Source organism: Streptomyces sp. NPDC046939, from assembly GCF_040644575.1.
Taxonomy (GTDB): domain Bacteria; phylum Actinomycetota; class Actinomycetes; order Streptomycetales; family Streptomycetaceae; genus Streptomyces.
The window spans coordinates 99,277-123,270 of the sequence record NZ_JBEYWV010000031.1 but is presented as its reverse complement, the minus strand read 5'-3'; the positions used below and the strand labels follow the sequence as shown (position 1 = coordinate 123,270).

Sequence of the window (23,994 nt, the reverse complement as noted above, 5' to 3'; positions counted from 1 at the left end):
GCAGGCGTCGGTGACATCGTGTACGAGAGGAAGTCCGCCGCATGGGTTCGACCATCTGCCCGGGCCGCGCCACCGCTCCTGCCCAGACACGTACAGCACCAGCGCTACTGCGGGTCCGGCCCCGTCGCCACCGGGCGGGACGCGTCCGCGGACCACTCCGACCACGAGCCGACGTACAGGTGCGCGTCGATGCCCGCCACGGCGAGCGCGAGGACCTCGTGGGCGCCGGAGACGCCCGAGCCGCAGTAGACGCCGACCTCGCCCGCCCCGTCGGCGCCCAGGGCCTTGAAGCGGCCCGCGAGTTCGGCGGCCGGGCGGAAGCGGCCGTCCGCCCCGACGTTCTCCGTGGTCGGCGCCGAGACGGCGCCCGGGATGTGGCCGCCGACGCGGTCGATCGGCTCCACGTCGCCCCGGTAGCGCTCGGCGGCGCGGGCGTCCAGGAGCAGCCCGGAGCGGGCGAGCGCGGCGGCGCCGTCCGCGTCGAGCAGGCCGGTGGCACCGGGTGCAGGCTCGAAGGTGCCGGGTTCGTCCGGCAGCACGGCGCCCGTCTCGAGCGGGCCGTCCCACGCGGCCAGGCCGCCGTCCAGGACCCGTACGGACGGGTGGCCCGTCCAGCGCAGCAGCCACCAGGCGCGGGCCGCCGCCCAGCCCTGGCCGCCGTCGTACACGACGACGTCGCGGTCGGGCGACACGCCCGCCGCGCGCATCGCCGCGCCGAAGTCGGCGAGGTCGGGCAGCGGGTGCCTGCCGCGCCCCGCACCGGCGTGACCGGCGAGTTCCGTGTCGAGGTCGATGAAGACAGCGCCGGGGACATGCCCGGCGACGTAGGCGGCGCGGCCGTCGAACGCCGGTTCGCCTGCGGCTTTTCCAGTGCTGAGCTGCCAGCGGACGTCCAGGACCACGGGCGGGTGATCGCCCGTCAGCTCGCTCGCGAGATCGGATGCGGTGATGATGGCATTCATGAGGGCCATCCTTGCCCATGGTCTGGCCCGAGCGCCCTCCTTCCGATAGCGTGCTCGATCGACTACCGAGCGTCATCCGGCCGGACACGGCTGGTTCGTGGCGCGGAAACGTCCGGGAAACAACGTTTCGGGCATTCTCTGTGCGGGGCCCAGCGGGATCGGCGCGGCCAGGAAGCGCCACGCGGCACGGAGTGCCACCATCAAGCACGGGCGCGACGACACACGAGTTCCCGATCGCGGGCCTTGAGGCTTCGCGTTCCGAGGGTTCCGGTTTCGAGGAGAGAGTGACGATGACCGAGGCAGCAGCCAGGCGTGCGCCGGGGACACCCTGCTGGGTGAGTCTGATGGTGCACGACATGGCCGCGACCCAGGAGTTCTACGGGGCGCTGTTCGGCTGGGAGTTCCGGCCGGGCCCCCAGCAGCTCGGCCCGTACGCGCGGGCCCTCCTCGACGGCAAGGAGGTGGCCGGCATCGGCAGGCTGCCATCCGACCGGCATCTGCCGATCGCCTGGACCCCCTATCTGGCCTCGGACGACGTGGACGCCACGGCCGCGTCGGTGCGGCTGTGCGGCGGCACTGTCGGCGTGGGCCCGCTGGACGCGGGCGAGGCGGGCCGGATGGCCATCGGCTCCGATCCGTCGGGCGCCGTCTTCGGCGTCTGGCAGGCGGCGGAACACCTGGGCATGGCGGTGACGGGCGTACCCGGCGCGGTGGCGTGGAACGAGCTGCTGACGCGGGAGACCGCGAGCGTCACGAAGTTCTACCGGTCGGTCTTCGGCTACGCCGAGGAGGCCGTCGTCTCCGCCGACTTCGACTGCGTGACGCTGCTCGTGGAGGGCCGTCCGGTGGCCTCGGTTCAGGGTGTCGGGCATGCCCTGCCGCGCCATCGCGGGCCGCACTGGATGACGTACTTCGAGGTCGGGGACGTGGAGGAGGCGGTGGAGCGGGTCGCGGACCTGGGCGGCCACACGGTGACGCCCCCGCGGAACGGTTCGCTCGGCAGGGTCGCGCGGGTCGCGGACCCCGAGGGGGCGGAGTTCGCGCTGGTGACGTCGGCCCCGTAGCGATTCGGGCGCGCGGCGGGCGAGTGGCGCCGCTGTCCCTCACGGCGAACGGATCGCGTCAGCGGGGCGGCTCAGGCGACGGGCAGGACGTCGGGTGACAGGGCCGCCGCGCGCGCCGTCGCGCTCGTCTGGCGCTTGCGGTGGTGGCGCCTGCACAGCACCTCGTAGCCGATCTCGTCCTCGGCGTGGTTGACGTCGCCGACGACGACCTGGGCGCCCTCGACGACCATCTCGCCGTTTATGGTGCGGGCGTTGTGCGTGGCGCGGGCGCCGCACCAGCAGAGCGCCTCGACCTGCAACACCTCGACGCGGTCGGCGAGTTCGACCAGGCGCTGCGAGCCGGGGAACAGCTTGGAGCGGAAGTCGGTGGTGATGCCGAACGCGAAGACGTCGAGGCCGAGGTCGTCGACGACGCGGGCCAACTGGTCGATCTGGTCCGGCGCGAGGAACTGCGCCTCGTCCGCGATCACGTAGTCCACCTTGCCGCCCTGCGAGAGGCGGTCCACGACGTACGCGTACACGTCCAGGTCGTCGGCGACCTCGACGGCGTCGGTGACCAGGCCGAGCCGTGAGGAGAGCTTGCCCTCGCCGGCCCGGTCGTCGCGGGTGAAGATCATGCCCTGGAGGCCGCGGGCCGAACGGTTGTGCTCGATCTGCAGAGCCAGCGTGCTCTTTCCGCAGTCCATGGTTCCGGAGAAGAACACCAGCTCGGGCATGGGGGTTCGAGCACCTTTCGCGTGGGGGTGGGGGGCTGGGGGCCGGGTCTCAAGGCTGCGGGGACGTACTCAGGTGCGTACTTCGAGGAGCGGTACGAGCTGTTCCGCCGGGGTCATGGAGCCGTGGTTGCCGACCATCGTCGACTCCTTCGGCTCGGTGCGGGACGCGATGATCAGCACGTCGTCGCGGGCGGCGGCGATGACGTCGCCGAGCCGGTCCCGGACGCGCGCGTCGACCTGCGGGCCGAACCAGCCCGCGGCGATCGCCTCTTCGCGGCTCGCGACCCAGAACTGCTCGCCGAGGACCTCGCGCCACACGGCGAGCACATCGCCTTGCGCGCCGGGCACCGCGTACACATGGCGTGCGCGGCCCTCGCCGCCGAGCAGGGCGACGCCCGCGCTCAGCTCCCAGTCCTCGTCGAAGTCGATGCGGGACCGCTCGTCGAACGGGATGTCAATCATGCCGTGGTCGGCGGTGACGTACAGGGCGCTGCGCGGCGGGAGCTGCTCGGCGAGGCGCTGGGCGAGCCGGTCCACGTACATGAGCTGGCCGCGCCAGGGGTCGGAGTCGACGCCGAAGCGGTGTCCCTTGCCGTCGACCTCGCTGTAGTACGTGTAGACGAGCGAGCGGTCGCCCTCGGCGAGCTGGGCCGCGGCGAGGTCCATCCGGTCCTCGCCGGAGAGGCGGCCGTGGAAGGTGCCGCCGCTGAGGGCGATCTTGGTGAGGGGTGTCGACTGGAAGGCGGGCGCGGAGACCTGGGCCGTGTGGACCCCGGCCTCGTGGGCGCGCTGGAAGATCGTCGGGTACGGCTGCCACGCCTGCGGCTTCGTCCACGGGGTCCAGCGGAGCTGGTTCATCAGCTCGCCGGTGTCGGGGTTGCGGACCGTGTAGCCGGGCAGGCCGTGGGCGCCGGGCGGCAGGCCCGTGCCGACCGAGGCCAGCGAGGTCGCGGTGGTGGCGGGGTAGCCGGCGGTGATCGGGGCCTCGGTGCCGCCGCGCGAGGAGGCGATCAGCGAGCTGAGGAACGGGGCCTCGTCCGGGTGCGCCTTGAGCTGCTCCCAGCCGAGGCCGTCGATCAGGAAGACGCAGGCCCGGTCGGCGGGGGCCAGCTCGGGGATCACGGCCTCGCAGCCGGGGACGCCCAGGTGGGAGCCGAGGGTGGGCAGCAGGTCGGCGAGCGATCCGGTGCCGTACGCCGGGACGGGAGCGGTGTGGACGGGCAGCGGCTCTACGTCGTCCCAGGCGGCCTGGGTCATCGGCGTCCCGCGTCCACGGTGGCCTCGGAGAGGGCCTGGGCGAAGGCGAGGGCCTGGCGGACGGTCTCGGGGCCGTCGCCCGCCTCGCTGACGCGCAGGCTCAGGTCGTCGGCGGTGGAGCTGCCGGTGTAGCCGTGGTCCGCCTCGCAGTTGGGGTCGCCGCAGGCGGCGGGCTCCAGGTCGATGCGGGAGACCGCGCCCCAGCCGATGGTGAGCACGACCTCGCGCGGCAGCGTGCCCGGCACGTACTTCTCCGGGTTGGCGACGACGCGGCTGAGGACGACCGACGAGATCCGGTCGAGCTTCACGGACTCGGTGGACGTCGTCGCGTACGGCGTCGGGGACGTGGTGTCGGCGGCCTGCTCGTCGGTGTGGCTGACGATGAAGCGGGTGCCGGTCAGGACCAGGACGGTGACGTGCCTGCGGACCTCGTTCGCGTCGAACGTGGTCTCCTGGTGCACGAGGTACGACGAGATGGGCTCGCCGCCGACCGCGGCCTCCACCGCCTCGGCCACGAGGGCCGGGTAGTAGCCGCTGCGCTCGATCGCCGCTCGCAGCCCTTGGGTCGTCGTACTGGTCTTGGCCATGGGGTCCATCCTAAGGCCGGTCGGGGACTGCGGTTCGCGCCTGTGGATAACCGCCGGGGCCCGCGTCAGTAGGCGACGGGCAGGGTGCGGGGGCCGAGGTCGCCCCGGGCGGGGGGCGGGGCGAGGCGGACCGTGGCGCCGAGGACGGTCAGGCCCTCCTGCGCGACGACGACCGGTTCGAGCGTCACGCCGACCACCTCGGGGTGGTCGTGGACGAGGCGCGAGACCCGCTGGAGCAGCTCCTCCAGGGCGGGGGTGTCGACGGGGGCGGCGCCGCGCCAGCCGAACAGGATGGGCGCCGTCTTGATGGAGCGGACCATCGACTGCGCGTCCCTGTCGGTGACCGGGACGAGGCGGTGCACGGTGTCGCCGAGCAGCTCGGACGGGGCGCCGGCCAGGCCGAAGGAGAGCACCGCGCCCGCGGCCTGGTCGATGACGGCCCGTACGACGGTGTCGACGCCGCGCGGGGCCATGGACTGCACGACGGGCCGCAGCTCGGCCGGGCTGCCCAGGCGCTCGGTCAGCTCCTCGTAGGCGCGCCGCAGGTCCGTCTCGTCGGCGAGGTCCAGGCGTACGCCGCCGAGGTCCGCGCGGTGGCGCAGGTGCGGGGCGGTCGTCTTGAGCGCGACGGGGTAGCCGAGGGTGCGTGCGGCGTCGGCGGCCGCGGTGGCGTCGGGCGCGGGCAGGGTCCGCCGGGTGGCGATGCCGTAGTGCGCGAGGAGTTCGCGGGCCTGCTCGGTGGTGAGGTCGAGGCCGCGCGGGTCGTCCTCCTTGGTGAGCAGTTCGTCGATGAGGGCGGCGGCCCCGGCCTCGTCGATGTCGTCGTACTCGGGCACCTTGCCGGGCTCGGCCGCGTCGCGCCGCCACTGGGCGTACTTCACGACCTCGGCCAGGGCGCGGACGGCGCGCTCGGCGGCGGGGTAGGCGGGGATGAGGCGGGGCGCGTCCTCGGGCGCTCCGCCGGCGGCGGGTGCGGGCGCGGACGCGCGCGTGGCGGGCGTGTCCGGCGCGTTGGGCCCGGTGCTTGCGGCGGCGGAGAGCGCTTCGGCGAGGCCGCCGAGTTCGACGTGGACGACGAGGACGGGCTTGGCGGGCGCGGCCGCGGCGGCGGCGCTGAGGGCGGCGGCGAGCTCCGCGTCCCCGGCGGGGTCCTCGCCGACGGCGGGCATGGCGGTGACGACGACGGCGTCGGTCTTGTCGTCGGCCAGCGCCTCGTCGAGCGCGGCGCGGAAGTCGGCCGGGGTGGCCGCCGTGGTGAGGTCGCGGGGCGGCTTGGGGCGCAGCCCCTCGGAGAGGCAGACGTCGTAGGTGAGCAGGCCGAGCGACTCGGAGTTGCCGAGGATGGCGACGCGCGGCCCGGCGGGCAGCGGCTGGCGGGCGAGGAGGAGGCCGGTGTCGACGAGTTCGGTGATCGTGTCGACGCGGATGACGCCCGCCTGGCGCAGCAGCGCGGAGACGGTCGCGTACGGCAGGCGGGTGGCGCGGACGGCGTGGCCGGTGGGGGCGATGCCGCTGTGGCGGGCGCCCTGGACGACGACGAGCGGCTTGGCCTCGGCGGTGCGGCGGGCGAGGCGGGTGAACTTGCGCGGGTTTCCGATGGATTCGAGGTACATGAGGGCGACGTCGGTGTCCGGGTCGTCGTACCAGTACTGCAGGACGTCGTTGCCGGAGACGTCCGCGCGGTTGCCCGCCGAGACGAACGTGGAGATGCCGGTGGCGCCGGTGACGCCGCCGCCCCTGCGGTGCAGGCGCGCGAGGAGGGCGATGCCGATGGCGCCGGACTGGGCGAACAGGCCGATGCGGCCGGGGCGTGGCATCTCGGGGGCGAGGGAGGCGTTGAGCCGGACCTCGGGTGAGGTGTTGACGACCCCGAACGCGTTCGGCCCGATGAGGCGCATGCCGTACGAGCGGGCCTGGCGGACCAGTTCGCGCTGGCGCTCGCGGCCCTCGGCGCCGCTCTCCGCGTACCCGGCGGAGACGACGACGAGGCCCTGCACGCCGCGCTCGCCGCATTCGGCGACGACCTCGGGCACGTGCGGCGCGGGCACGGCGACGACGGCCAGGTCGACGCGCTCGCCGGGGTCGATGTCGCGGACGCGGCGGTGCGCGGGGACGCCGTCGATCTCGGTCAGGTCCTCGGGGAACGCCTTGTTCACGGCGTACAGGCGGCCGGTGTACCCGGCGTCCCTGAGGTTGTCGAGGACGCCCCTGCCCACCCCGCCGGGTGCGCGGCCGACGCCGATCACGGCGACGGAGCCGGGGGCGAGGAGGCGCTGCACGGAGCGGGCCTCGGCGCGCTGCTCACGCGCGCGCTGCACCGCGAGGGACGCCTCCGTGGGCTCCAGGCCGAATTCGAGGCGGACCACGCCGTCCTCGAAGCTGCGCTTCTGGACGTACCCGGCGTCCCGGAACACTTTGATCATCTTGGTGTTGGCGGGCAGCACCTCGGCGGCGAACCGGCGGATGCCGCGCTCGCGCGCGACGGCCGCAATGTGCTCCAGGAGGGCGCTCGCCACTCCCCTGCCCTGGTGGGCGTCCTGGACGAGGAAGGCGACCTCGGCCTCGTCGGCGGGGGCGGAGGCGGGGCGGCCCGTGGCGTCGATCCGGTCGTAGCGGACGGTCGCGATGAACTCGCCGCCCACCGTGACCGCGAGCCCGACGCGGTCCACGTAGTCGTGATGGGTGAACCGGTGCACGTCCTTGGCCGACAGGCGCGGGTAGGGCGCGAAGAAGCGGTAGTACTTCGACTCGTCCGAGACCTGCTCGTAGAAGCTGGTCAGGCGCTCGGCGTCGGCCGGGGTGATGGGCCTGACGCGGGCGGTGCCGCCGTCGCGCAGCACCACGTCCGCCTCCCAGTGGGCGGGGTACGCGTGCCCGTCCGCCGGGGCCTCGTCCGACGGGGTCTCCTTGCCGGTCTCCATGGCGCAAGAGTAGAGGGGGACACCGACAAGCCGTACGGCTCGCGTTCCGCGCGCGTGGGAGGCAGGCTATGGGGGCCGAGAGGCGGTGGCGCGGCGGGACCCGGGTCCGCGTCGATCACCGCTCCCCGGTGTGTGAGAATGGTCTAGACAACCGTGGAACATCTGAAGGGCAGCATCACATGGCTGAGCGCCGCGTCAACGTCGGCTGGGCCGAGGGCCTCCACGCCCGCCCCGCCTCCATCTTCGTCCGCTCGGCCACCGCGGCCGGCGTCCCCGTGACGATCGCCAAGGCCGGTGGCAACCCCGTCAACGCCGCCTCCATGCTCGCGGTGCTCGGTCTGGGCGCCCAGGGCGGCGAGGAGATCGTCCTGGCCTCCGACGCCGAGGGTGCGGACGCCGCGCTCGACCGTCTGGCAAAGCTGGTCGCCGAGGGCCTCGACGAGCTGCCCGAGACTGTCTGATCTGTTTTCCCGGCCGAGCCGCGCGTTTCCCTCCGGGGCGCGCGGCTTCGCTGTTCTCCGGCACGGGGAATACCGCCCGCAATTCCGGGCGGACAGAATTCCGCACCTCTTTGTATACGGCCTTTCTGTTAATTCCGAAGGCCCGCCGTGTTTACGGCATGTTGCGAGATCCTCACCGGGCCGCCCGCGCGCGGGACGCGCAGTTTGTGGGCCGACGCGACGCTCTCGGCGTGGCGGGCGGTCAGCGCGCGGGCGCGCTCGGCGTCACCGCGCGCCACGGCGTCCACGATGGCACCGTGCTCGGCCCAGGACTCGGCCGGCCGGGCCGGGCTCTCCACCGCGTACATCCACGCGATCTTGTGCCGGAGCTGGGTGAGCAGGGCGATGAGCCCGGGGCTGCCGGAGGCCTGCGCGAGGGTCTCGTGGAACCAGCCGTCCAGCGAGCGCAAGTCCTCGTCCCGGTTCGCCCTGGAGCGCTCCCGGCCCAGCCTGACCAGGCCGCGCAGGACCTTCAGATGGGCCTCGGAGCGGCGCTGCGCCGCCCGCGCGGCGGCCAGCGGTTCGAGCAGCAGCCGGACCTCCAGGAGGTCGGCGGCCTCCTGCCCGCTGGGCTCGGCCACGCACGCGCCCGCGTGCCTGCGCGTGACGACGAACCCCTCGGCCTCCAGGGTGCGCAGCGCCTCGCGCACCGGCACGCGCGAGACCCCGTAGCGGCGTGCGAGCAGTTCCTCGGTGAGCCTGCTGCCGCGCGGGTGGACGCCCGTGACGATGTCGTCGCGAATCGCGGTGCATACCGAGTGCGCGGGAATCCGCATGATTCGACCTCCGCCTTTGATCCCCGCGCAACGCGGTCGACCAACGCCCTCGCGGGCGCGCTCCGGGCAACTTCTCCCCGACTCTATTCCACGGTTCTGGAATTTCCGACGGCGGACCGGAATTCAGGGATATTTTCTCGCCAGGAAGTCCGTGGGCGAGGCCGGGCGCACAGGGAAAAGCCCCGGCTCACCGAGCCGGGGCTTCCCGAGCGGTGCCGCGCGCGTCAGACGTTGACGCCGTGCGAGCGCAGGTACGCGACCGGGTCCATGTCGGAGCCGTACTCGGGGGTCGTGCGGGCCTCGAAGTGCAGGTGCGCGCCCGTCACGTTGCCGGTGGCGCCGGAGAGGCCTATCTGCTGGCCGGGGACGACCGCCTGGCCGACGGAGACGCCGATCGAGGAGAGATGACCGTACTGGGTGTATGTACCATCGTTCATCTTGATCACGATGTTGTTGCCGTAGGCGCCGCCCCAGCCGGCCTCGACGACGGTGCCCGCGCCGACCGCGTGCACCGGCGTGCCGCTGGCCGCGTGGAAGTCGATGCCGGTGTGGCTGCCGGAGGACCACAGGCCGCTGCTCGCCTGGTAGGCCGTGGAGACGTACGAGCCGGAGATCGGGGCGACGAAGCTGTTGAGGAGGCGCTTGCGCTCGGCCTCGCGGGCGGCGCGCTCCTTGGCCTCGCGCTCCTTGGCGGCCTTCGCCTCGGCCTCGCGCTTGGCCTCCTCCGCCTTCTTCCTCGCCTCGGCCTCGGCCTTCGCCTTGGCGGCGGCCTCGTCGGCGGCCTTCTTCTGCGCCGTCGCCTGCGCGTCGATCTGGGCGGCCATGGAGTCGCCGATGGCGATGGCCTGGGTCAGGCCGTTCTGCTCGGGGGCCGCGCCGTCGACGGCGAGCGCGGGGGCGGCGAGGCCTCCGACGACACCGGTCGTGGTGAGCGCGGCGACACCGGCGACCTGTGCGGTGGTGCGCGAGATACGGCTCGGACGACGGTGCTTCCCGGTGGCACGGGTGAACGCCATGCGGTGGTTGATCCTTTCCTTCCCTCTCGCCTACCGGGTTAGCTGACGGGTTCGGAGCAGGAAGGTCTCCTACGGGCCCTCTCCCCTGCCTCACGGCCGGAAGAGCGCCCGATTCACCCCAGGGACTGCGGTGGGTCCCCGGCTCCCCTGGCTCGCGCCGTGGGGGACTCGGCGATGACTGTCCGGTGTCGCGGGCGCGACGCATGACGGGCGGACAGCCGCACTGACGCTAAGGGGCACCTCTCTTCCGCGACAAACGGATCCCGGCTTTTGTAGCGCACACCACAGGCCAGACAGGCAACCTCCGTATCAATTCGGACATATGCCAGGGGTCATGCCGATCCATGCCGATCCATGTCGCTCATGCGGCTCATGGCCGCTCATGCCGGAGAGCCCCGGCGGCCGTGACGGCTGCCGGGGCTCCCTCGGTCGTACGGGGCGGGGGTCAGCCCGCGACGACGGTCACCTCGCCGATGCCGAGCGCCCTGACGGGCTCGGCGATCTGCGCGGCGTCGCCCACGAGGATCGTCACCAGACGGTCCGCCGGGAAGGCGTTCACGACCGCCGCGGTGGCCTCCACGGTGCCCGTCTCGGCGAGGCGGCGGTACAACTGCGCCTGGAAGTCGTCCGGCAGGTGCTGCTCGACCTGGTCGGCGAGGGTGCTCGCGACGGCCGCGGCCGTCTCGTACTTGAGCGGCGCGACGCCCACCAGGTTCTGCACCGCCGAGTCCCGCTCGGCGTCCGTCAGCCCCTCGGCGGCCAGGGTGCGCAGCACCTTCCACAGGTCGTCGAGGGCCGGACCGGTGTTCGGGGTGTCCACGGAGCCGCTGATGGCGAGCATCGCGGCGCCCGTCCCGTCCGGCGCGGAGAGCAGCACCTGGGAAAAGGCCCGCACACCGTAGGTGTAGCCCTTCTCCTCGCGCAGGACGCGGTCCAGGCGCGAGGTGAGGGTGCCGCCCAGGCAGTACGTGCCGAGGACCTGCGCGGCCCACACGCGGTCGTGCCGGTCGGGTCCGATCCGGCCGATGAGCAGTTGCGTCTGCACCGCGCCCGGACGGTCCACGATGATGACGCGGCCGGTGTCGTCGGCGGTGACCGGCGGGACCGGGCGGGGCTCGGTGGTGTCACCGGTCCAGGCGCCGAGCGTGTCCTCCAGGAGCGCGTCCAGGTCGACGTCGGCCAGGTCGCCCACGACGACCGTGCCGGTGGCCGGACGTACGTGCTTCTCGTAGAAGGCGCGTACGGCGGCCGCGTCGATGGCGGCGACGGTCTCCTCGGTGCCCTGGCGCGGGCGCGACACGCGCGCGTCGGCGGGGAAGAGCTGCTTGGAGAGCTCCTTGGCGGCGCGCCGGGCCGGGTTGGCGCTCTCGTGCGGGATCTCGTCCAGGCGGTTGCGCACCAGGCGCTCGACCTCGCTGTCCGAGAAGGCGGGCGCGCGCAGGGCGTCGGCGAGCAGCGCGAGGCCCCGGGAGAGGCGGGAGACGGGCACTTCGAGGGAGACCCGGACGCCGGGGTGGTCGGCGTGCGCGTCCAAGGTGGCGCCGCACCGCTCCAGTTCGGCCGCGAACTCCTCCGCGGAGTGCTTGTCGGTGCCCTCGGTGAAGGCGCGCGCCATGATCGTGGCGACGCCGTCGAGGCCCGCGGGCTCGGCGTCGAGCGGCGCGTCGAGGTTGATCTCGACGGCGACGAGCTGCTGGCCCGGGCGGTGACAGCGCAGCACGGTCAGGCCGTTGGCCAGCTCGCCGCGCTCGGGGGCCGGGAACGCCCACGGCTTGGCGGGGCCCGCCTTGGGCTGGGGGTGGAAGTCCATGGTCGCGAGCTGCTCGGTCACGCGCCCGCCTCCTCGTCGCTCGGGTCGCTCTCGTCATCAGTGTCCACGGGGGCCGTCGGCTCGTACACGAGGACCGCGCGGTTGTCGGGGCGCAGGCGCGCCTTGGCGACCTCCTGGACCTCCTCGGCCGTCACGGACAGGACGCGGCCGACGGCGGTCAGGGCGAGCTGCGGGTCACCGAAGAGGACGGCGAAGCGGCACAATTCGTCGGCGCGGCCCGCCACGGTGCCGAGCCGGTCCAGCCACTCGCGCTCCAACTGGGCCTGCGCGCGCTCCATCTCCTCCGGCGTGGGGCCCTCCTCGGCGAACCGGGCGAGCTCCTCGTCGACGGCGGCCTCGATGACCGGCACCTCGACGTCCCCGGACGTCTTCACGTCCAGCCAGCCCATGGAGGGCGCCCCGGCCAGGCGCAGAAGACCGAACCCGGCGGCCACGGCGGTGCGGTCGCGGCGCACCAGGCGGTTGAACAGGCGCGAGGACTCGCCGCCGCCGAGGACGGTCAGGGCGAGGTCGGCGGCGTCGCACGCGCGCGTGCCGTCCTCGGGCAGCCGGTAGGCGGCCATGAGGGCGCGCGCCGGGACCTCCTCCTCCACGACCTGGCGGCGCTGCTCACCGAGCACGTCGGGCAGGGAGCCGTCGCGCGGGGCGGGCTTGCCGTCGTGGCTCGCGATCGAGCCGAAGTACTTCTCGACCCAGGCGAGCGTCTGCTCGGGGTCGATGTCGCCGACGATGGAGAGCACGGCGTTGTTGGGCGCGTAGTAGGTGCGGAAGAAGGCCCGCGCGTCCTCCAGGGTGGCCGCGTCCAGGTCGGCCATGGAGCCGATGGGCGTGTGGTGGTACGGGTGACCCTCCGGGTACATGAGAGCCGTCAGCCTCTCGAACGCGGTGCCGTAGGGAACGTTGTCGTAGCGCTGGCGCCGCTCGTTCTTGACGACGTCGCGCTGGTTCTCCATCGACTCCTCGTCGAGGGCCGTCAGGAGCGAGCCCATGCGGTCGGCCTCCAGCCAGAGCGCGAGCTCGAGCTGGTGGGCGGGCATGGTCTCGAAGTAGTTGGTGCGCTCGAAGCTCGTCGTACCGTTGAGCGAGCCGCCCGCACCCTGGACGAGTTCGAAGTGACCGTTGCCGTGCACCTGCTTCGAGCCCTGGAACATCAGGTGCTCAAACAGGTGAGCGAGGCCCGTACGGCCCTTGACCTCGTGGCGCGAGCCGACGTCGTACCAGAGGCAGACCGCCGCGACCGGGGTCAGGTGATCCTCGGAGAGCACGACACGCAGGCCGTTGGCCAGTTGGTGCTCGGTCGCTGTCAGGCCGCCGGAGCCGGCCTCGGCGGTGGCCGTGTGACCCATGGGCATGTACGTCCCTTCGATCGCGGTGCGAACCGTGAACATCGGAAATGCTGAGAGAACTGAGACCGCTGATATCGCTGATACCACTGGTAACGCTGGTGACGCCTGGGAAACACTGTGGACGCGGACCACTGTGTGAAGGCGAAACCGCTGCCAGTCCTGCCACTGTATGCAAGCCTGCGGCCACCTGGCGAAGTTCCCGTCCGGGCTACGCCGTGAGCGAGCGCGGCGGCTCCCGGGAGGACCGCCGTCGGCCCCGTTCGGACGGGTCGCGATCAGCGTTGTCAGTGGGGCGGTCCACAATGGTCCGCGACAGTTCCCTTGGATGTATCCGTAGATGTTGGTGAAGGAGCCGCAGCAGCGATGGCCCGCCGCAGCACGAAGACCCCGCCGCCCGACGATTTCGAGGAGAGGATCCTCGACATCGACGTGGTCGACGAAATGCAGGGCTCCTACCTGGAGTACGCGTACTCGGTCATCTACTCGCGCGCCCTGCCCGACGCCCGCGACGGGATGAAGCCCGTCCACCGTCGGATCGTCTACCAGATGAACGAGATGGGCCTGCGCCCCGACCGCGGCTATGTGAAGTGCGCCCGCGTCGTCGGCGAGGTCATGGGTAAGTTGCACCCCCATGGCGACGCGTCGATCTACGACGCGCTGGTGCGCCTCGCCCAGCCGTTCTCCATGCGCCTCCCCCTGGTCGACGGGCACGGGAACTTCGGTTCGCTCGGCAACGACGACCGCCCGGCCGCCATGCGGTACACCGAGTGCCGCATGGACCCGGCCGCCGGCCTGATGACGGAGTCGATCGAGGAGAACACGGTCGACTTCGCGCCGAACTACGACGGACAGGAGCAGGAGCCCCTGGTCCTCCCGGCGGCGTACCCGAACCTGTTGGTGAACGGCGCGTCGGGCATCGCGGTCGGCATGGCGACCAACATGGCGCCGCACAACCTGGGCGAAGTGATCGCCGCCGCCCGTCACTTGATCAAGCACCCGGGCGCCGACCTCGAGACGCTCATGAAGTACGTGCCGGGCCCCGACCTGCCCACGGGCGGCCGCATCGTCGGCCTGTCCGGCATCAGGGACGCCTACGAGACGGGGCGCGGCACCTTCAAGATCCGGGCCACGGTCGCCGTGGACACCGTGACCGCGCGCCGCAAGGGCCTCGTCGTCACCGAACTGCCCTTCGCGGTGGGTCCCGAGAAGGTCGTCGCGAAGATCAAGGAACTCGTCGGCAACAAGAAGCTCCAGGGCATCGCCGACGTCAAGGACCTCACCGACCGCGAGCACGGCCTGCGCCTGGTCATCGAGATCAAGAACGGCTTCGTCCCGGAGGCCGTCCTGGAGCAGCTCTACAAGCTGACGCCGATGGAGGAGTCCTTCGGCATCAACAATGTGGCCCTGGTCGACGGCCAGCCGCTCACCCTCGGCCTCAAGGAGCTGCTCGAGGTCTACCTGGACCACCGCTTCGACGTGGTGCGCCGCCGCAGCGAGTTCCGCCGCACCAAGAAGCGGGACCGGCTGCACCTGGTCGACGGCCTCCTCGTCGCCCTGCTCGACATCGACGAGGTCATCCGCCTCATCCGCTCCAGCGAGAACAGCGCCCAGGCCAAGGAGCGGCTGATCGGTCGCTTCGGGCTGAGCGAGGTCCAGACGCAGTACATCCTGGACACGCCGCTGCGCCGCCTCACCAAGTTCGACCGCATCGAGCTGGAGTCCGAGCGCGACAAGCTCAACGGCGAGATCGACGAGCTGACCGGCATCCTCGAGTCCGACGCCGAGCTGCGCAAGCTCGTCTCCTCGGAACTGGCGGCCGTCGCCAAGAAGTTCGGCACCGAGCGGCGCACCGTGCTGCTCGAGTCCTCCGGCCCGGCCGTCGCCACCGTGCCGCTCCAGGTGGCCGACGACCCCTGCCGCGTGCTGCTCTCCTCGACCGGCCTGCTCGCCCGTACGGCCAACGGCGAGCCGTTCGCCGCCGACGAGAACGGCAAGCGCACCAAGCACGACGTGATCGTCTCCGCGGTGCCGGCGACGGCGCGCGGCGAGATCGGCGCGGTCACCTCGGCGGGCCGGCTCCTGCGCCTGAACGTCATCGACCTGCCGCAGCTCCCGGACACGGCGACCGCGCCGAACCTCTCCGGCGGCGCCCCGATCTCCGAGTTCCTCTCCACCCTCGGCGCGGACGAGAAGGTCGTCTGCCTGACGACGCTGGACGAGTCCTCGCCCGGCATCGCCCTCGGCACCGAGCAGGGCGTCGTCAAGCGCGTGGCACCCGACTACCCGTCCAACAAGGACGAGTTGGAGGTCATCACCCTCAAGGACGGTGACCGCATCGTGGGCGCGGTGGAGCTGCGGACCGGCGAGGAGGACCTGGTCTTCATCACCGACGACGCGCAACTGCTGCGCTTCCAGGCGTCCATGGTGCGCCCGCAGGGCCGCCCCGCGGGCGGCATGGCCGGCATCAAGCTGGCGACCGGCGCGAAGGTCATCTCCTTCACCGCGGTCGACCCGGCGGCCGACGCCGTCGTCTTCACCGTGGCGGGCTCGCGCGGCACGCTGGACGACTCGGTCCAGACGACCGCCAAGCTGACCCCGTTCGACCAGTACCCGCGCAAGGGACGCGCCACGGGTGGCGTGCGCTGCCAGCGGTTCCTGAAGGGCGAGGACTGCCTGAGCCTCGCCTGGGCCGGTGCGGCGCCCGCGCGCGCGGCGCAGAAGAACGGGATGCCGGCCGAGCTGACCGAGATGGACCCGCGCCGCGACGGGTCCGGGATCTCCCTGCCGAAGACGGTGGCGGCGGTGGCCGGGCCCGTGTAGGCCGTCAGACCCCGGCGGCCTCCGGATCGTCGGGGTCCTCGCCCTTGTCCTGTACGTAGCGGAGAACGCCCCACATGCCGTGCTCGTCGACGGTGTGCGGGGCGTTCTTCGTGCCCTTGGCGCCGTCGAGCCGGGCGCGGAGTGCGTCCGTGTCGATCCCGGCTCCGATGAGGACGAGCTGGGTGAGGTGCGGCTCCCCCTCCGGGTCGGCGCCGACGGGCCAGGGCTCCGGGTAGAACCGCAGGAACCGCCCGACGGCGTGCACGGCGTACCGGTTGTCCGGGTCGGCGGGGCCGAAGTCGACGTAGCCCTTGATGCGGTAGAGCCCCTCGGGGCGCCCGTCGAGGAAGTCCATCAGCCGGCGCGGGTCCATCGGCACGTCGGAGGTGAAGGAGAGGCTGTCGTAGGCGGAGTGGAGGTGCGGGGCGTGCGTCCCGCCGCCGAGGGTCCCGTCTCGCATCTCGTCGTGGGTCGCGTGGTGGCTCTCGTCGTGGGTCTCGTCATGGCTCTCGCCGTGGGTCTCGTCGTGGGTCTCGCCGTGGGTCTCGTCGTGACGGTGCAGGTCGTCGAAGGAGAGCTGGCCGATGCGTTCCGTCGCCGGGCGGCAGTCGAAGAGCAGCTCCGGGTCGACGCGTCCGTACGAGGCGCAGACCACGGCGGCGGGGCCGGCGGCCCCACGCACGGCGGTCAGCACACGCTCCCGCTCCGCGTCCGCGACCCGGTCGGCCTTGTTGACGACGACGAGGTCCGCGATCCCCAGGTGCCGCTCCACCTCGGGATGCCTCTGCCGGGTCGCGTCGAACTCGGCCGCGTCCACGACCTCGATCAACCCGCCGTACACGATGCGCGGATTTTCGCTGGCAAGCACCATGCGCACCAGTTCCTGCGGTTCCGCGATGCCGCTCGCCTCGATGACGATGACGTCCATCTCATGACGGTCATTGACGGGGCGAGTCAACTTGTCCAGATACACATCGAGCTCACTGGCGTCCACGGCGCAGCACAGACACCCGTTGCCGAGCGAGACCGTCGAGTCGCCCAACTGTCCCGCCACGGCCATCGCGTCGATCTCGATCGCCCCGAAGTCATTGACGATCGCCCCGATCCGCGAACCGCCGCTGTGATGCAACAAGTGATTGAGCAGGGTGGTCTTCCCCGATCCGAGGAACCCCGCGAGGACGACGACGGGGATCTGCCGGTTCACCTCGCTCGCATCGCTCACCTGGCTCAACGCGCTCTCTCCACCTTCCGTACGACCATCCGTGCCGCCCCAGCCTAGACAAGCGGCAAGGGGAGAAAGGCCGCGAAGTGAACGATTGTTAGCGCGCGCACTGGGCAGACGTTCGACATGGCGCCGGTTTCCGCGACCCGAGCATGCTTCCGTGCGCCTCCTCTCCGCCTCCCAGCCGATCAGAGCCGCTCGGCACCCTTGGGAGACGGCAAGCGCGCCGCCCATCGCCATGCTCGCCGGTCCGCAAGTCCGTCGACCCGCGTCCGGCGACCGGCGGGCGGTCGCCTGAATCGGGGGTTGACATGACCACACAGAGTTGGAGGGCGTGGCGCCCCGTGGTCGCCGCGATGATCACGGGGGCGCTCGCCGGCACCGCCACGGCGCATTGGTGGCACCAGTACGGCCCCGGGTACGCCGCGAGGGCCGCCGATCGGCGCCGACTGGCCCGCGCCCATCAGCAGCACATGCACTGGGAGCTTCTGAACAAGGCCATCGACGACCCCGAGCTGGCCGTCGTGATCGACAACTACGGCCGGGACCTCTCGCCGGAGCGGCGGCGACAGTACCTCTACGCCAATCTCTGGTACGTCAACGCCTTCCACCTCTACGAGGCGGGCGTCCTGGACCGCCGCCAGCTCCGCGGGCATCTGCGCGAGCTCTTCCAGAGCGCGTACATCAGGGAGTACTGGGAGGCCACCCGCCCCCATCGCGCCTCGCTCGACCCGAACTCCACGGAGGCGGAGGTCGGGGCCATCGCTGAAACGCTCCTTCAGGAGCGGGACGAGTCGGACACCGACGAGTGGTGGGTCGTCGGCGAACCCCCGCCCCTCTGAAGACCCGGCATCACTCGGCAGCAGGTCGGCAGCGACTCGGCATGAACGCGGTATCAACCGCCCCTCGCGCCACTCACCCGTCCAAGTGAACTTTTCAGTCAACTCCCTCTGAACACACGGGGATCGGTACTATCCAGCGTCGCTCGGCCCACTACTGTTGCGCCGTAACGTCGCTCTTCCCAGAAGGACCGGTCCCCTTGAAAATCGTACGTCGCATCGGGGTGCCCCCGAGCGCTCGCGGAAGCGCCTCCGGCGCCACCTGCCCCGATGTCTTCGAACTCAGCGACGGGAACTTCGCCGTGATCGGTACGGAGGCCACCGCCGAGCTCGCGAAGGAGCTTCCGGCGGACGCGGGGGTCGCCGACTACGAGCGCATCGTGATCGTGAACCGGGAGACGCTGCTGCGCGCGAAGAACGACATTCCTGACGTCTGACGTCTGACGCCTTACAGGCCCCGTTCGCCTTCGGCTTTCGTCGGCCTTGTCAGCTTCGCTGGCGTTCGTTGGCCTTCGTCAGCCTTCGTCGGCCTTTCTCTCAGCCCAGACGCGGCACCGCGACCGGCGGCTCCTCCCCCACGTAGCGCGCCGCCGGGCGGATGATCTTCGAGTCCTCGGCCTGCTCCAGGATGTTGGCGCTCCAGCCGACCACGCGCGCCGCGGCGAACGTCGGCGTGAACATCGTGCGCGGCAGCCCGCACAGCTCCATGACCACGCCCGCGTAGAACTCCACGTTCGTGTGCAGCTCACGGCCGGGCTTGAGCTCGGCCAGGATCGCCTCGACCCGGCGCTCCACCTCGACGGCGAACTCCACGAGCGGGCCGCCGAAGTGCTCGGCGATACCGCGCAGCATCCGCGAGCGCGGATCCTCCGTGCGGTAGACGGGGTGCCCGAACCCCATGATCCGTTCACCGGCGAGGACCCGCTCGCGGATCCAGGAATCGATGCGGTCCGGGGTGCCGATCGCGTCCAGGGTGTCGAGCGCGCGGCTGGGCGCCCCACCGTGCAGCGGGCCCGACAGGGCGCCGATGGCGCCGACCAGACAGGCGACGACATCGGCTCCTGTCGACGTGATCACGCGTGCGGTGAAGGTGGACGCGTTGAAGCCATGGTCAATGGTCGAGATGAGGTACTGCTCGACGGCGCGCGCGTGAGCGGGGTCCGGCTCCGTCCCCGTCAACATGTACAGATAGTTCGCCGCGTACGGCAGATCCGCCCGCGGCTCCACCGGATCAAGTCCCTCGCCGAGCCGGTGCAGCGCGGTGAGCATCGTGGGGACGACCGCCGCCGCGGCAAGGGTGTTCGCCCTGCGCCGGTCGGCGTCGATGTCGTACACGGGCCGGAAGCCCTGCGCGGCGCCGAACAGCGAGAGGACTGTCCGCAGCCCGGCCAGTGGACCGGAGACCGCGCCCGCGCGGGCGATGGCGGGCAGCGCGGCCCGCACCTCCTCGGGCAGGACGCGCAGCTCCGCGGTCTCCCGCGCGAAGGCCGCCGACCGTGCGGCGTCCGGCAGTTCGCCGTGGACCATCAGGTGCCAGACGTCCTCGAAGCTGCGGGTCTGCGCGAGTTCGACGGCCGAGTACTGACGGTAGTGGTAGAAGCCTTCCCGTCCCCGGACGTCGCCGAGTGCGGTGTCGGTGACGATGACGCCCGCGAGTCCGCGCGGCAGGTCGACGGCGGGGGTGTCCGTGGTCCCGTTGATCGGCATGATTCCTCCCTGAACTTGATCCGACTGTCCATGATTGACTCATTCGCTGTCAATATTGATTGAATCAATGTATGTGGAGGTGGATACGGTGACGCGCATGAGGGATCAAGAACCCGCACCGGCCCAGCGGGCCGATCGTCGGTTGAGCACCCAGGAGACCGCCGAACTGCTCGGCGTGAAGCCCGAGACGGTGTACGCCTATGTCAGCCGCGGGCTGCTGACCAGCCGACGCGCTCACGGCAGACGCGGCAGCACCTTCGACGCCGCCGAGGTCGAGGCCCTGGCTCGCCGCAACAGGCGGGAGAGCATGGCCGGTTCGAGCCCTGACGAGCTGTCCGTGCGCACCCGGATCACGCTCATCGACGCAGACCGGTACTTCTTCCGGGGGGTCGACGCGGCGGAGCTGGCGGCCCGTCACTCGTACGAGGAAGTCGCGGAGTGGCTGTGGACGGGCGCCCTGCGCCCCGGTGCCCGGTTCGTCGCCCCCAAGGAGGCCCTGGCGGCGGCGCGGCGCGCGGTCAACGGTCTACCGGAGCACAGCAGCCCGGTGGACCGGCTGCGCGTGGCGGCGGTCGCCGCCGCGACATCCGACCCCATGCGCTACGACCTGTCCGCACAGTCCGTCCTCGGGGCCGCGCGCTCCCTGATCCCGACGCTCGCGGCGGCGCAGCCCCTGCAGTCGCCCACGTACGCGGACGGAGAGCCGATCGCGCGGCGCCTGTGGGGCCGGTTGTCCTACCAGGAACCCGACGAGGCGTCGCTGCGCGTCCTGGACATGGCGCTCGCCCTGCTCGTCGACCACGACCTGGCAGCCTCCACGCTGGCGGTGCGCGTCGCCGCGTCGGCCCGGGCGCACCCGTACGCGGCCGTCTCCGCGGGGTTGGGCGTCCTGGAGAGTCCCCTGCACGGTGCGGCCAGCGGCCTGGCGCACCGGATGCTCCTGGAGGTGCTGGACCGCGGCAACGCAGGGCCGGTCGTCGCCGACGAACTGCGCGCGGGACGCCGCGTGCCGGGCCTCGGCCACCGCCTCTACACAAGCGAGGACCCACGCGCGCGGGCACTGTTCGCCGCCCTGGAGGACCTGCCCGCCGCACACCCGGCGCTGGCAGCGGCGCGCGACATCGTGGCGACGACGGCCCGCCACACGGATCTGCACGCCAATGTGGACCTGGCCCTCGCCGCGTTCACCGTCACCTACGGGATGCCGCCCGAGGCAGGCGAGACGATCTTCGCCGTGGCGCGCACGGCGGGCTGGATCGCGCACGCCCTGGAGGAGTACGAGGAGCGCCCGCTGCGGATGCGACCCACCGGGCATTACGTGGGCGCGCGTCCGCCGCAGCCGTTGCCGGAGCCACCTGGGCGGCCCGAGGAGTGAGCCTTTCCGAGGGCGGCGCTTGACTCGGCACGTCCTGAGGCATCACCCCGGGCGCGTGGGCAACCCGAGCGCGGCCGTCGTCGTAGCCCTCGTAGCCGGAGTCCTCGTAGCCGTAGTCCTTTCGCCGTAGCCCTCGTGCCTCGTAGTCGTAGTCGTAGTCGTCGTCGTAGTCGTCCGTCGTACGAGATCCGCGCCACAAGGGCTTCGAACGGAGGCGGAAGGACCCGTACCGTTCGTCACCATGAGCCCGACCTCCCCCGCCCGCCGCCTGCGTCTCGGTCTGCCCAGGCGCGTGTTCGCGCAGGTGCTGCTGATGCAGGTGGCGATCGCCGCCGGGGTGGCGGTGCTGGCGACCGGGTTGTTCCTCGCCCCGTTGAGCGACCAGCTCGACGACCAGGCGATGCGGCGCGCTCTCGCCATCGCCCAGACCACGGCGGCGCAGCCACAGATCGCCGCCGACCTGCGCTCCTCGCGACCGACGGCGGACGGTCCGGTGCAGGCCGAGGCGGAGCGGATCCGGCGGGCCAGCGGCGCGGAGTACGTCGTGATCATGAACAAGGCGGGGGTGCGCTGGTCGCACACCGACCGCGATCAGATCGGCCGGGTCGTCTCGACGGACCCCAGCGACGCTCTAGCGGGCCGCGAGGTGATGGAGATCGACGACGGTACCCTCGGGCGCTCCGCGCGCGGCAAAGTGCCCTTGAGGGGCGCTGACGGGGCCATTGTGGGCGCGGTCTCGGTCGGCATCGAGTACGACAGCGTCCGTGCCCGCCTGATCCACGCGATCCCGGGCCTGTTCGCGTACGCGGGAGGAGCGCTGGCGGTCGGCGCGCTCGCCGCCTACTTGATCTCCCGGCGCGTGCAGCGGCAGACCCGTGACCTGGCGTTCTCCGACATCTCCGCGCTGCTGGCCGAGCGCGAGGCGATGTTGCACGGCATCCGCGAGGGCGTCGTCGCCCTGGACCGCGCCGGACGGATCCGCCTGCTGAACGACGAGGCGCAGCGCCTCCTCGGCCTCGGCACCGAGGCCATCGGACAGCTCCTGGAGGACGCGCTGGGCCCAGGGCGTACGACGGACGTGCTCGCGGGCCACGTCTCCGGCACCGATCTGTTGACCGTACGTGGCCAACGCGTCCTGGTCGCCAACCGCATGCCCACCGACGACGGCGGCGCCGTCGCCACCCTGCGCGACCGCACCGAACTGGAACAGCTCGGCCGCGAACTCGACTCCACGCGCGGGCTCATCGACGCCCTGCGCGCCCAGGACCACGAACACGCCAACCGGATGCACACGCTCCTCGGCCTCCTCGAACTGGAGATGTACGAGGAGGCGGCGGAGTTCGTCGGTGAGGTGGCGGGCGCGCACCGGGTCACCGCGGAGCAGATCACGGAGAAGATCCAGGACCCGTTGCTCGCCGCGTTGCTGGTGGGCAAGGCGACGGTCGCCGCGGAGCGCGGGGTCGCGCTGAGCGTTTCGCGGGACACGGCGCTGCCTGACCGCCTCGTCGATCCGCGCGGCCTCGTCACCATCGTCGGCAACCTGGTCGACAACGCGGTCGACGCGGCAGCCGGTTCGGGGCGGCACGCGCGCGTGGAGGTGATTCTCCGGGCGGAGGGCCCCGCAGCGGTCCTACGGGTGCGCGACACGGGCCCGGGGGTCCCCGCCGATCAACGAGAGGCCGTCTTCACGGAAGGCTGGTCCACGAAGGAGCCACCGGCGTACGGCAAGCGCGGCATCGGCCTGGCCCTCGTACGCCGCCTCGCCGAACGCCAGGGCGGTACGGCGGAGGTGACGACGTCGCCTGCGGGAGGCGCGGAGTTCGTGGTGGTTCTGCCGGAGGCGTTCGCTGAGGTGGGCGGTGAGCCTGATATCGGCGCCGGGGCCGTCGGCGAGCGGGACGGGTACGCCGCCGAGACCGTTGGCGAGGCGGATGCCCGCGCCCGAGGTTTTTGCGGGCGCGACGCCCGTACTGGGGCCGATGCAGGGCCGGATGGCTACGCCGAGCCCGTACGAGAATCGAGCCTCCGCACCCGGGACGCCCGCGCCCGAGACGTCCATACCCCTGCCGCTCGCGCCGGGGCCGCCGACAGGCCCGGCACCCATGTCGAGCCCACCTTCGAACCGGACTCCGGCGCTCAAGAGGCGGATGAACCCGGCGCCCGCGCTGAGGCCACCAGCAAGCCCGTGGCCGACGCCGGGGCCAACACCGGGGCCGGAGCCGGGGCCGACACCGCGGCCGGAGCCGGGGCCGACACCGCGGCCGCAAGCCAACCAGACACCCCCGCCGAAGCCACCGCCGACCCCGCCACCCACGCCCAGCCCACCGACGAGAACGCCCCGACCGCGTCCAAGGAGGTCCGATGATCCAGGTCCTGGTCGTGGACGACGACACCCGCGTCGCCGATGTGAACGCCGCCTACGTGGCCAAGGTGCCGGGCTTCCGCGTGGCCGCCAAAGCGCACAGCGCGGCCGAGGCCCTGGAGCGGATCGAGGACCGCGACGTCGACCTCGTCCTGCTGGATCACTACCTGCCGGACGAGACGGGCCTCGACGTGGCCCGCGCCGTCCGTGAGCGGGGCCACCAGATCGACGTGATCATGGTGACGGCGGCGCGCGACGTGGCGACCGTGCAGGCGGCGATGCGGCACGGGGCGCTGCAGTACCTCGTCAAGCCGTTCTCGTTCGCGGGTCTGCGCGGAAAGTTGGAGGCGTACGCGACGCTGCGCCGCACCCTCGACGGTGGCGGCGAGGCCGAGCAGGCGGAGGTCGACCGATTCTTCGGCGCGCTGTCGGCCACGCCCGCGCCCGAGTTGCCGAAGGGCCACTCCCCCACCACGGCCGAGCTGGTGCGCAAGGCGATGATGAACGCCGAAGGGCCGCTTTCCGCACAGGAGTTGGCCGACCTGACCGGGCTCAGCCGCCAGACCGCCCAGCGCTACCTGAAGCTGCTGGAACGCACGGGCCGGGTGCGGCTGAGCCTGAAGTACGGCGACACGGGCCGACCCGAACACCGTTACGAGTGGGCCGCGGCCGGCTGACCCGGCCGCCCGCGAG

18 protein-coding genes, 1 pseudogene and 1 riboswitch are annotated in these 23,994 nt (G+C 72.1%); of the genes and pseudogenes, 8 read left to right on the top strand and 11 right to left on the bottom strand.

The genetic code is table 11. The features are described from left to right. Positions 1-104 precede the first annotated feature (104 nt). Positions 105-962 (bottom strand): sulfurtransferase, encoded by an 858-nt coding sequence (locus tag ABZ877_RS29810; protein WP_361077172.1) that lies wholly within the window; start codon positions 960-962, stop codon positions 105-107. A gap of 290 nt (positions 963-1,252) precedes the next feature. On the opposite strand from ABZ877_RS29810, the gene ABZ877_RS29805 reads away from it, so the two are divergent. Further along, complete coding sequence (locus ABZ877_RS29805) at positions 1,253-2,026, top strand: VOC family protein (RefSeq protein ID WP_361077169.1); 774 nt, start codon at positions 1,253-1,255, stop codon at positions 2,024-2,026. Positions 2,027-2,097: 71 nt separating this feature from the next. On the opposite strand, the gene ABZ877_RS29800 is transcribed toward ABZ877_RS29805, so the two are convergent. The 4 genes from ABZ877_RS29800 to ABZ877_RS29785 form a co-directional block, all read right to left on the bottom strand. Continuing rightward, the gene (locus ABZ877_RS29800; RefSeq protein WP_361077166.1) at positions 2,098-2,742 is read right to left on the bottom strand and encodes a thymidine kinase; all 645 of its coding nucleotides are present in this window, start codon (positions 2,740-2,742) and stop codon (positions 2,098-2,100) included. Positions 2,743-2,811: 69 nt separating this feature from the next. Next, on the bottom strand, positions 2,812-3,999 hold the full coding sequence (locus ABZ877_RS29795; protein WP_361077163.1) for a nucleotide pyrophosphatase/phosphodiesterase family protein: 1,188 nt from the start codon (positions 3,997-3,999) through the stop codon (positions 2,812-2,814). After that, complete coding sequence (locus ABZ877_RS29790; RefSeq protein ID WP_361077160.1) at positions 3,996-4,586, bottom strand: DUF5998 family protein; 591 nt, start codon at positions 4,584-4,586, stop codon at positions 3,996-3,998. The genes ABZ877_RS29795 and ABZ877_RS29790 overlap by 4 nt, the downstream gene beginning before the upstream one ends. Before the next feature lie 65 nt (positions 4,587-4,651). Further along, on the bottom strand, positions 4,652-7,507 hold the full coding sequence (locus ABZ877_RS29785) for a GNAT family N-acetyltransferase (RefSeq protein ID WP_361077156.1): 2,856 nt from the start codon (positions 7,505-7,507) through the stop codon (positions 4,652-4,654). Positions 7,508-7,686: 179 nt separating this feature from the next. On the opposite strand from ABZ877_RS29785, the gene ABZ877_RS29780 reads away from it, so the two are divergent. Further along, positions 7,687-7,968, top strand: coding sequence for an HPr family phosphocarrier protein (locus ABZ877_RS29780; RefSeq protein WP_361077153.1), 282 nt, complete (start codon positions 7,687-7,689; stop codon positions 7,966-7,968). Between the two features lie 128 nt (positions 7,969-8,096). Here the strand turns inward: ABZ877_RS29780 and ABZ877_RS29775 are convergent, their stop codons facing one another. From ABZ877_RS29775 to ABZ877_RS29760, 4 genes are all read right to left on the bottom strand, one after another. After that, positions 8,097-8,783: a GntR family transcriptional regulator gene (locus ABZ877_RS29775; RefSeq protein ID WP_361077150.1), complete on the bottom strand. Its 687-nt coding sequence runs from the start codon at positions 8,781-8,783 to the stop codon at positions 8,097-8,099. A 224-nt stretch (positions 8,784-9,007) separates the two neighbouring features. Continuing rightward, complete coding sequence (locus tag ABZ877_RS29770; protein WP_361077147.1) at positions 9,008-9,799, bottom strand: M23 family metallopeptidase; 792 nt, start codon at positions 9,797-9,799, stop codon at positions 9,008-9,010. Positions 9,800-9,811: 12 nt separating this feature from the next. Beyond that, a riboswitch (cyclic di-AMP (ydaO/yuaA leader) is annotated at positions 9,812-9,983 on the bottom strand. A 261-nt stretch (positions 9,984-10,244) separates the two neighbouring features. Continuing rightward, on the bottom strand, positions 10,245-11,609 hold the full coding sequence (locus ABZ877_RS29765; protein ID WP_361077199.1) for a pitrilysin family protein: 1,365 nt from the start codon (positions 11,607-11,609) through the stop codon (positions 10,245-10,247). A gap of 17 nt (positions 11,610-11,626) precedes the next feature. Continuing rightward, positions 11,627-12,982 carry a pitrilysin family protein gene (locus ABZ877_RS29760; RefSeq protein WP_361077144.1) on the bottom strand — a complete coding sequence of 452 codons (1,356 nt, stop codon included), beginning with the start codon at positions 12,980-12,982 and terminating at the stop codon, positions 11,627-11,629. A gap of 357 nt (positions 12,983-13,339) precedes the next feature. Here ABZ877_RS29760 and ABZ877_RS29755 point away from each other — a divergent pair, with 357 nt between their 5' ends. Beyond that, the gene (locus ABZ877_RS29755) at positions 13,340-15,796 is read left to right on the top strand and encodes a DNA topoisomerase IV subunit A (RefSeq protein WP_361077141.1); all 2,457 of its coding nucleotides are present in this window, start codon (positions 13,340-13,342) and stop codon (positions 15,794-15,796) included. Between the two features lie 4 nt (positions 15,797-15,800). Here the strand turns inward: ABZ877_RS29755 and ABZ877_RS29750 are convergent, their stop codons facing one another. Further along, complete coding sequence (locus ABZ877_RS29750; RefSeq protein WP_361077196.1) at positions 15,801-17,018, bottom strand: CobW family GTP-binding protein; 1,218 nt, start codon at positions 17,016-17,018, stop codon at positions 15,801-15,803. A 311-nt stretch (positions 17,019-17,329) separates the two neighbouring features. Between ABZ877_RS29750 and ABZ877_RS29745 the strand changes: the two genes are divergently transcribed. Together ABZ877_RS29745 and ABZ877_RS29740 are read left to right on the top strand one after the other, a co-directional pair. Beyond that, complete coding sequence (locus ABZ877_RS29745; protein ID WP_361077138.1) at positions 17,330-17,860, top strand: DUF6082 family protein; 531 nt, start codon at positions 17,330-17,332, stop codon at positions 17,858-17,860. 197 nt (positions 17,861-18,057) lie between these two features. Beyond that, positions 18,058-18,294, top strand: coding sequence for a hypothetical protein (locus ABZ877_RS29740; RefSeq protein ID WP_361077135.1), 237 nt, complete (start codon positions 18,058-18,060; stop codon positions 18,292-18,294). 100 nt (positions 18,295-18,394) lie between these two features. Here ABZ877_RS29740 and ABZ877_RS29735 read toward each other — a convergent pair whose 3' ends face one another. Beyond that, entirely contained in the window at positions 18,395-19,564 is a 1,170-nt protein-coding gene (locus tag ABZ877_RS29735; RefSeq protein ID WP_361077132.1) for a citrate synthase/methylcitrate synthase, read from the bottom strand. 97 nt (positions 19,565-19,661) lie between these two features. Here ABZ877_RS29735 and ABZ877_RS29730 point away from each other — a divergent pair, with 97 nt between their 5' ends. The 3 genes and pseudogenes from ABZ877_RS29730 (at position 19,662) to ABZ877_RS29720 (ending at position 23,978) form a co-directional block, all read left to right on the top strand. Then, positions 19,662-20,939: a citrate synthase gene (locus tag ABZ877_RS29730; protein WP_361077129.1), complete on the top strand. Its 1,278-nt coding sequence runs from the start codon at positions 19,662-19,664 to the stop codon at positions 20,937-20,939. 241 nt (positions 20,940-21,180) lie between these two features. Beyond that, positions 21,181-22,782 (top strand): annotated as a pseudogene (locus tag ABZ877_RS29725) (sensor histidine kinase); the annotation flags it as partial. Positions 22,783-23,300: 518 nt separating this feature from the next. After that, the gene (locus ABZ877_RS29720) at positions 23,301-23,978 is read left to right on the top strand and encodes a response regulator (protein ID WP_361077126.1); all 678 of its coding nucleotides are present in this window, start codon (positions 23,301-23,303) and stop codon (positions 23,976-23,978) included. The last annotated feature ends 16 nt before the right edge of the window (positions 23,979-23,994 follow it).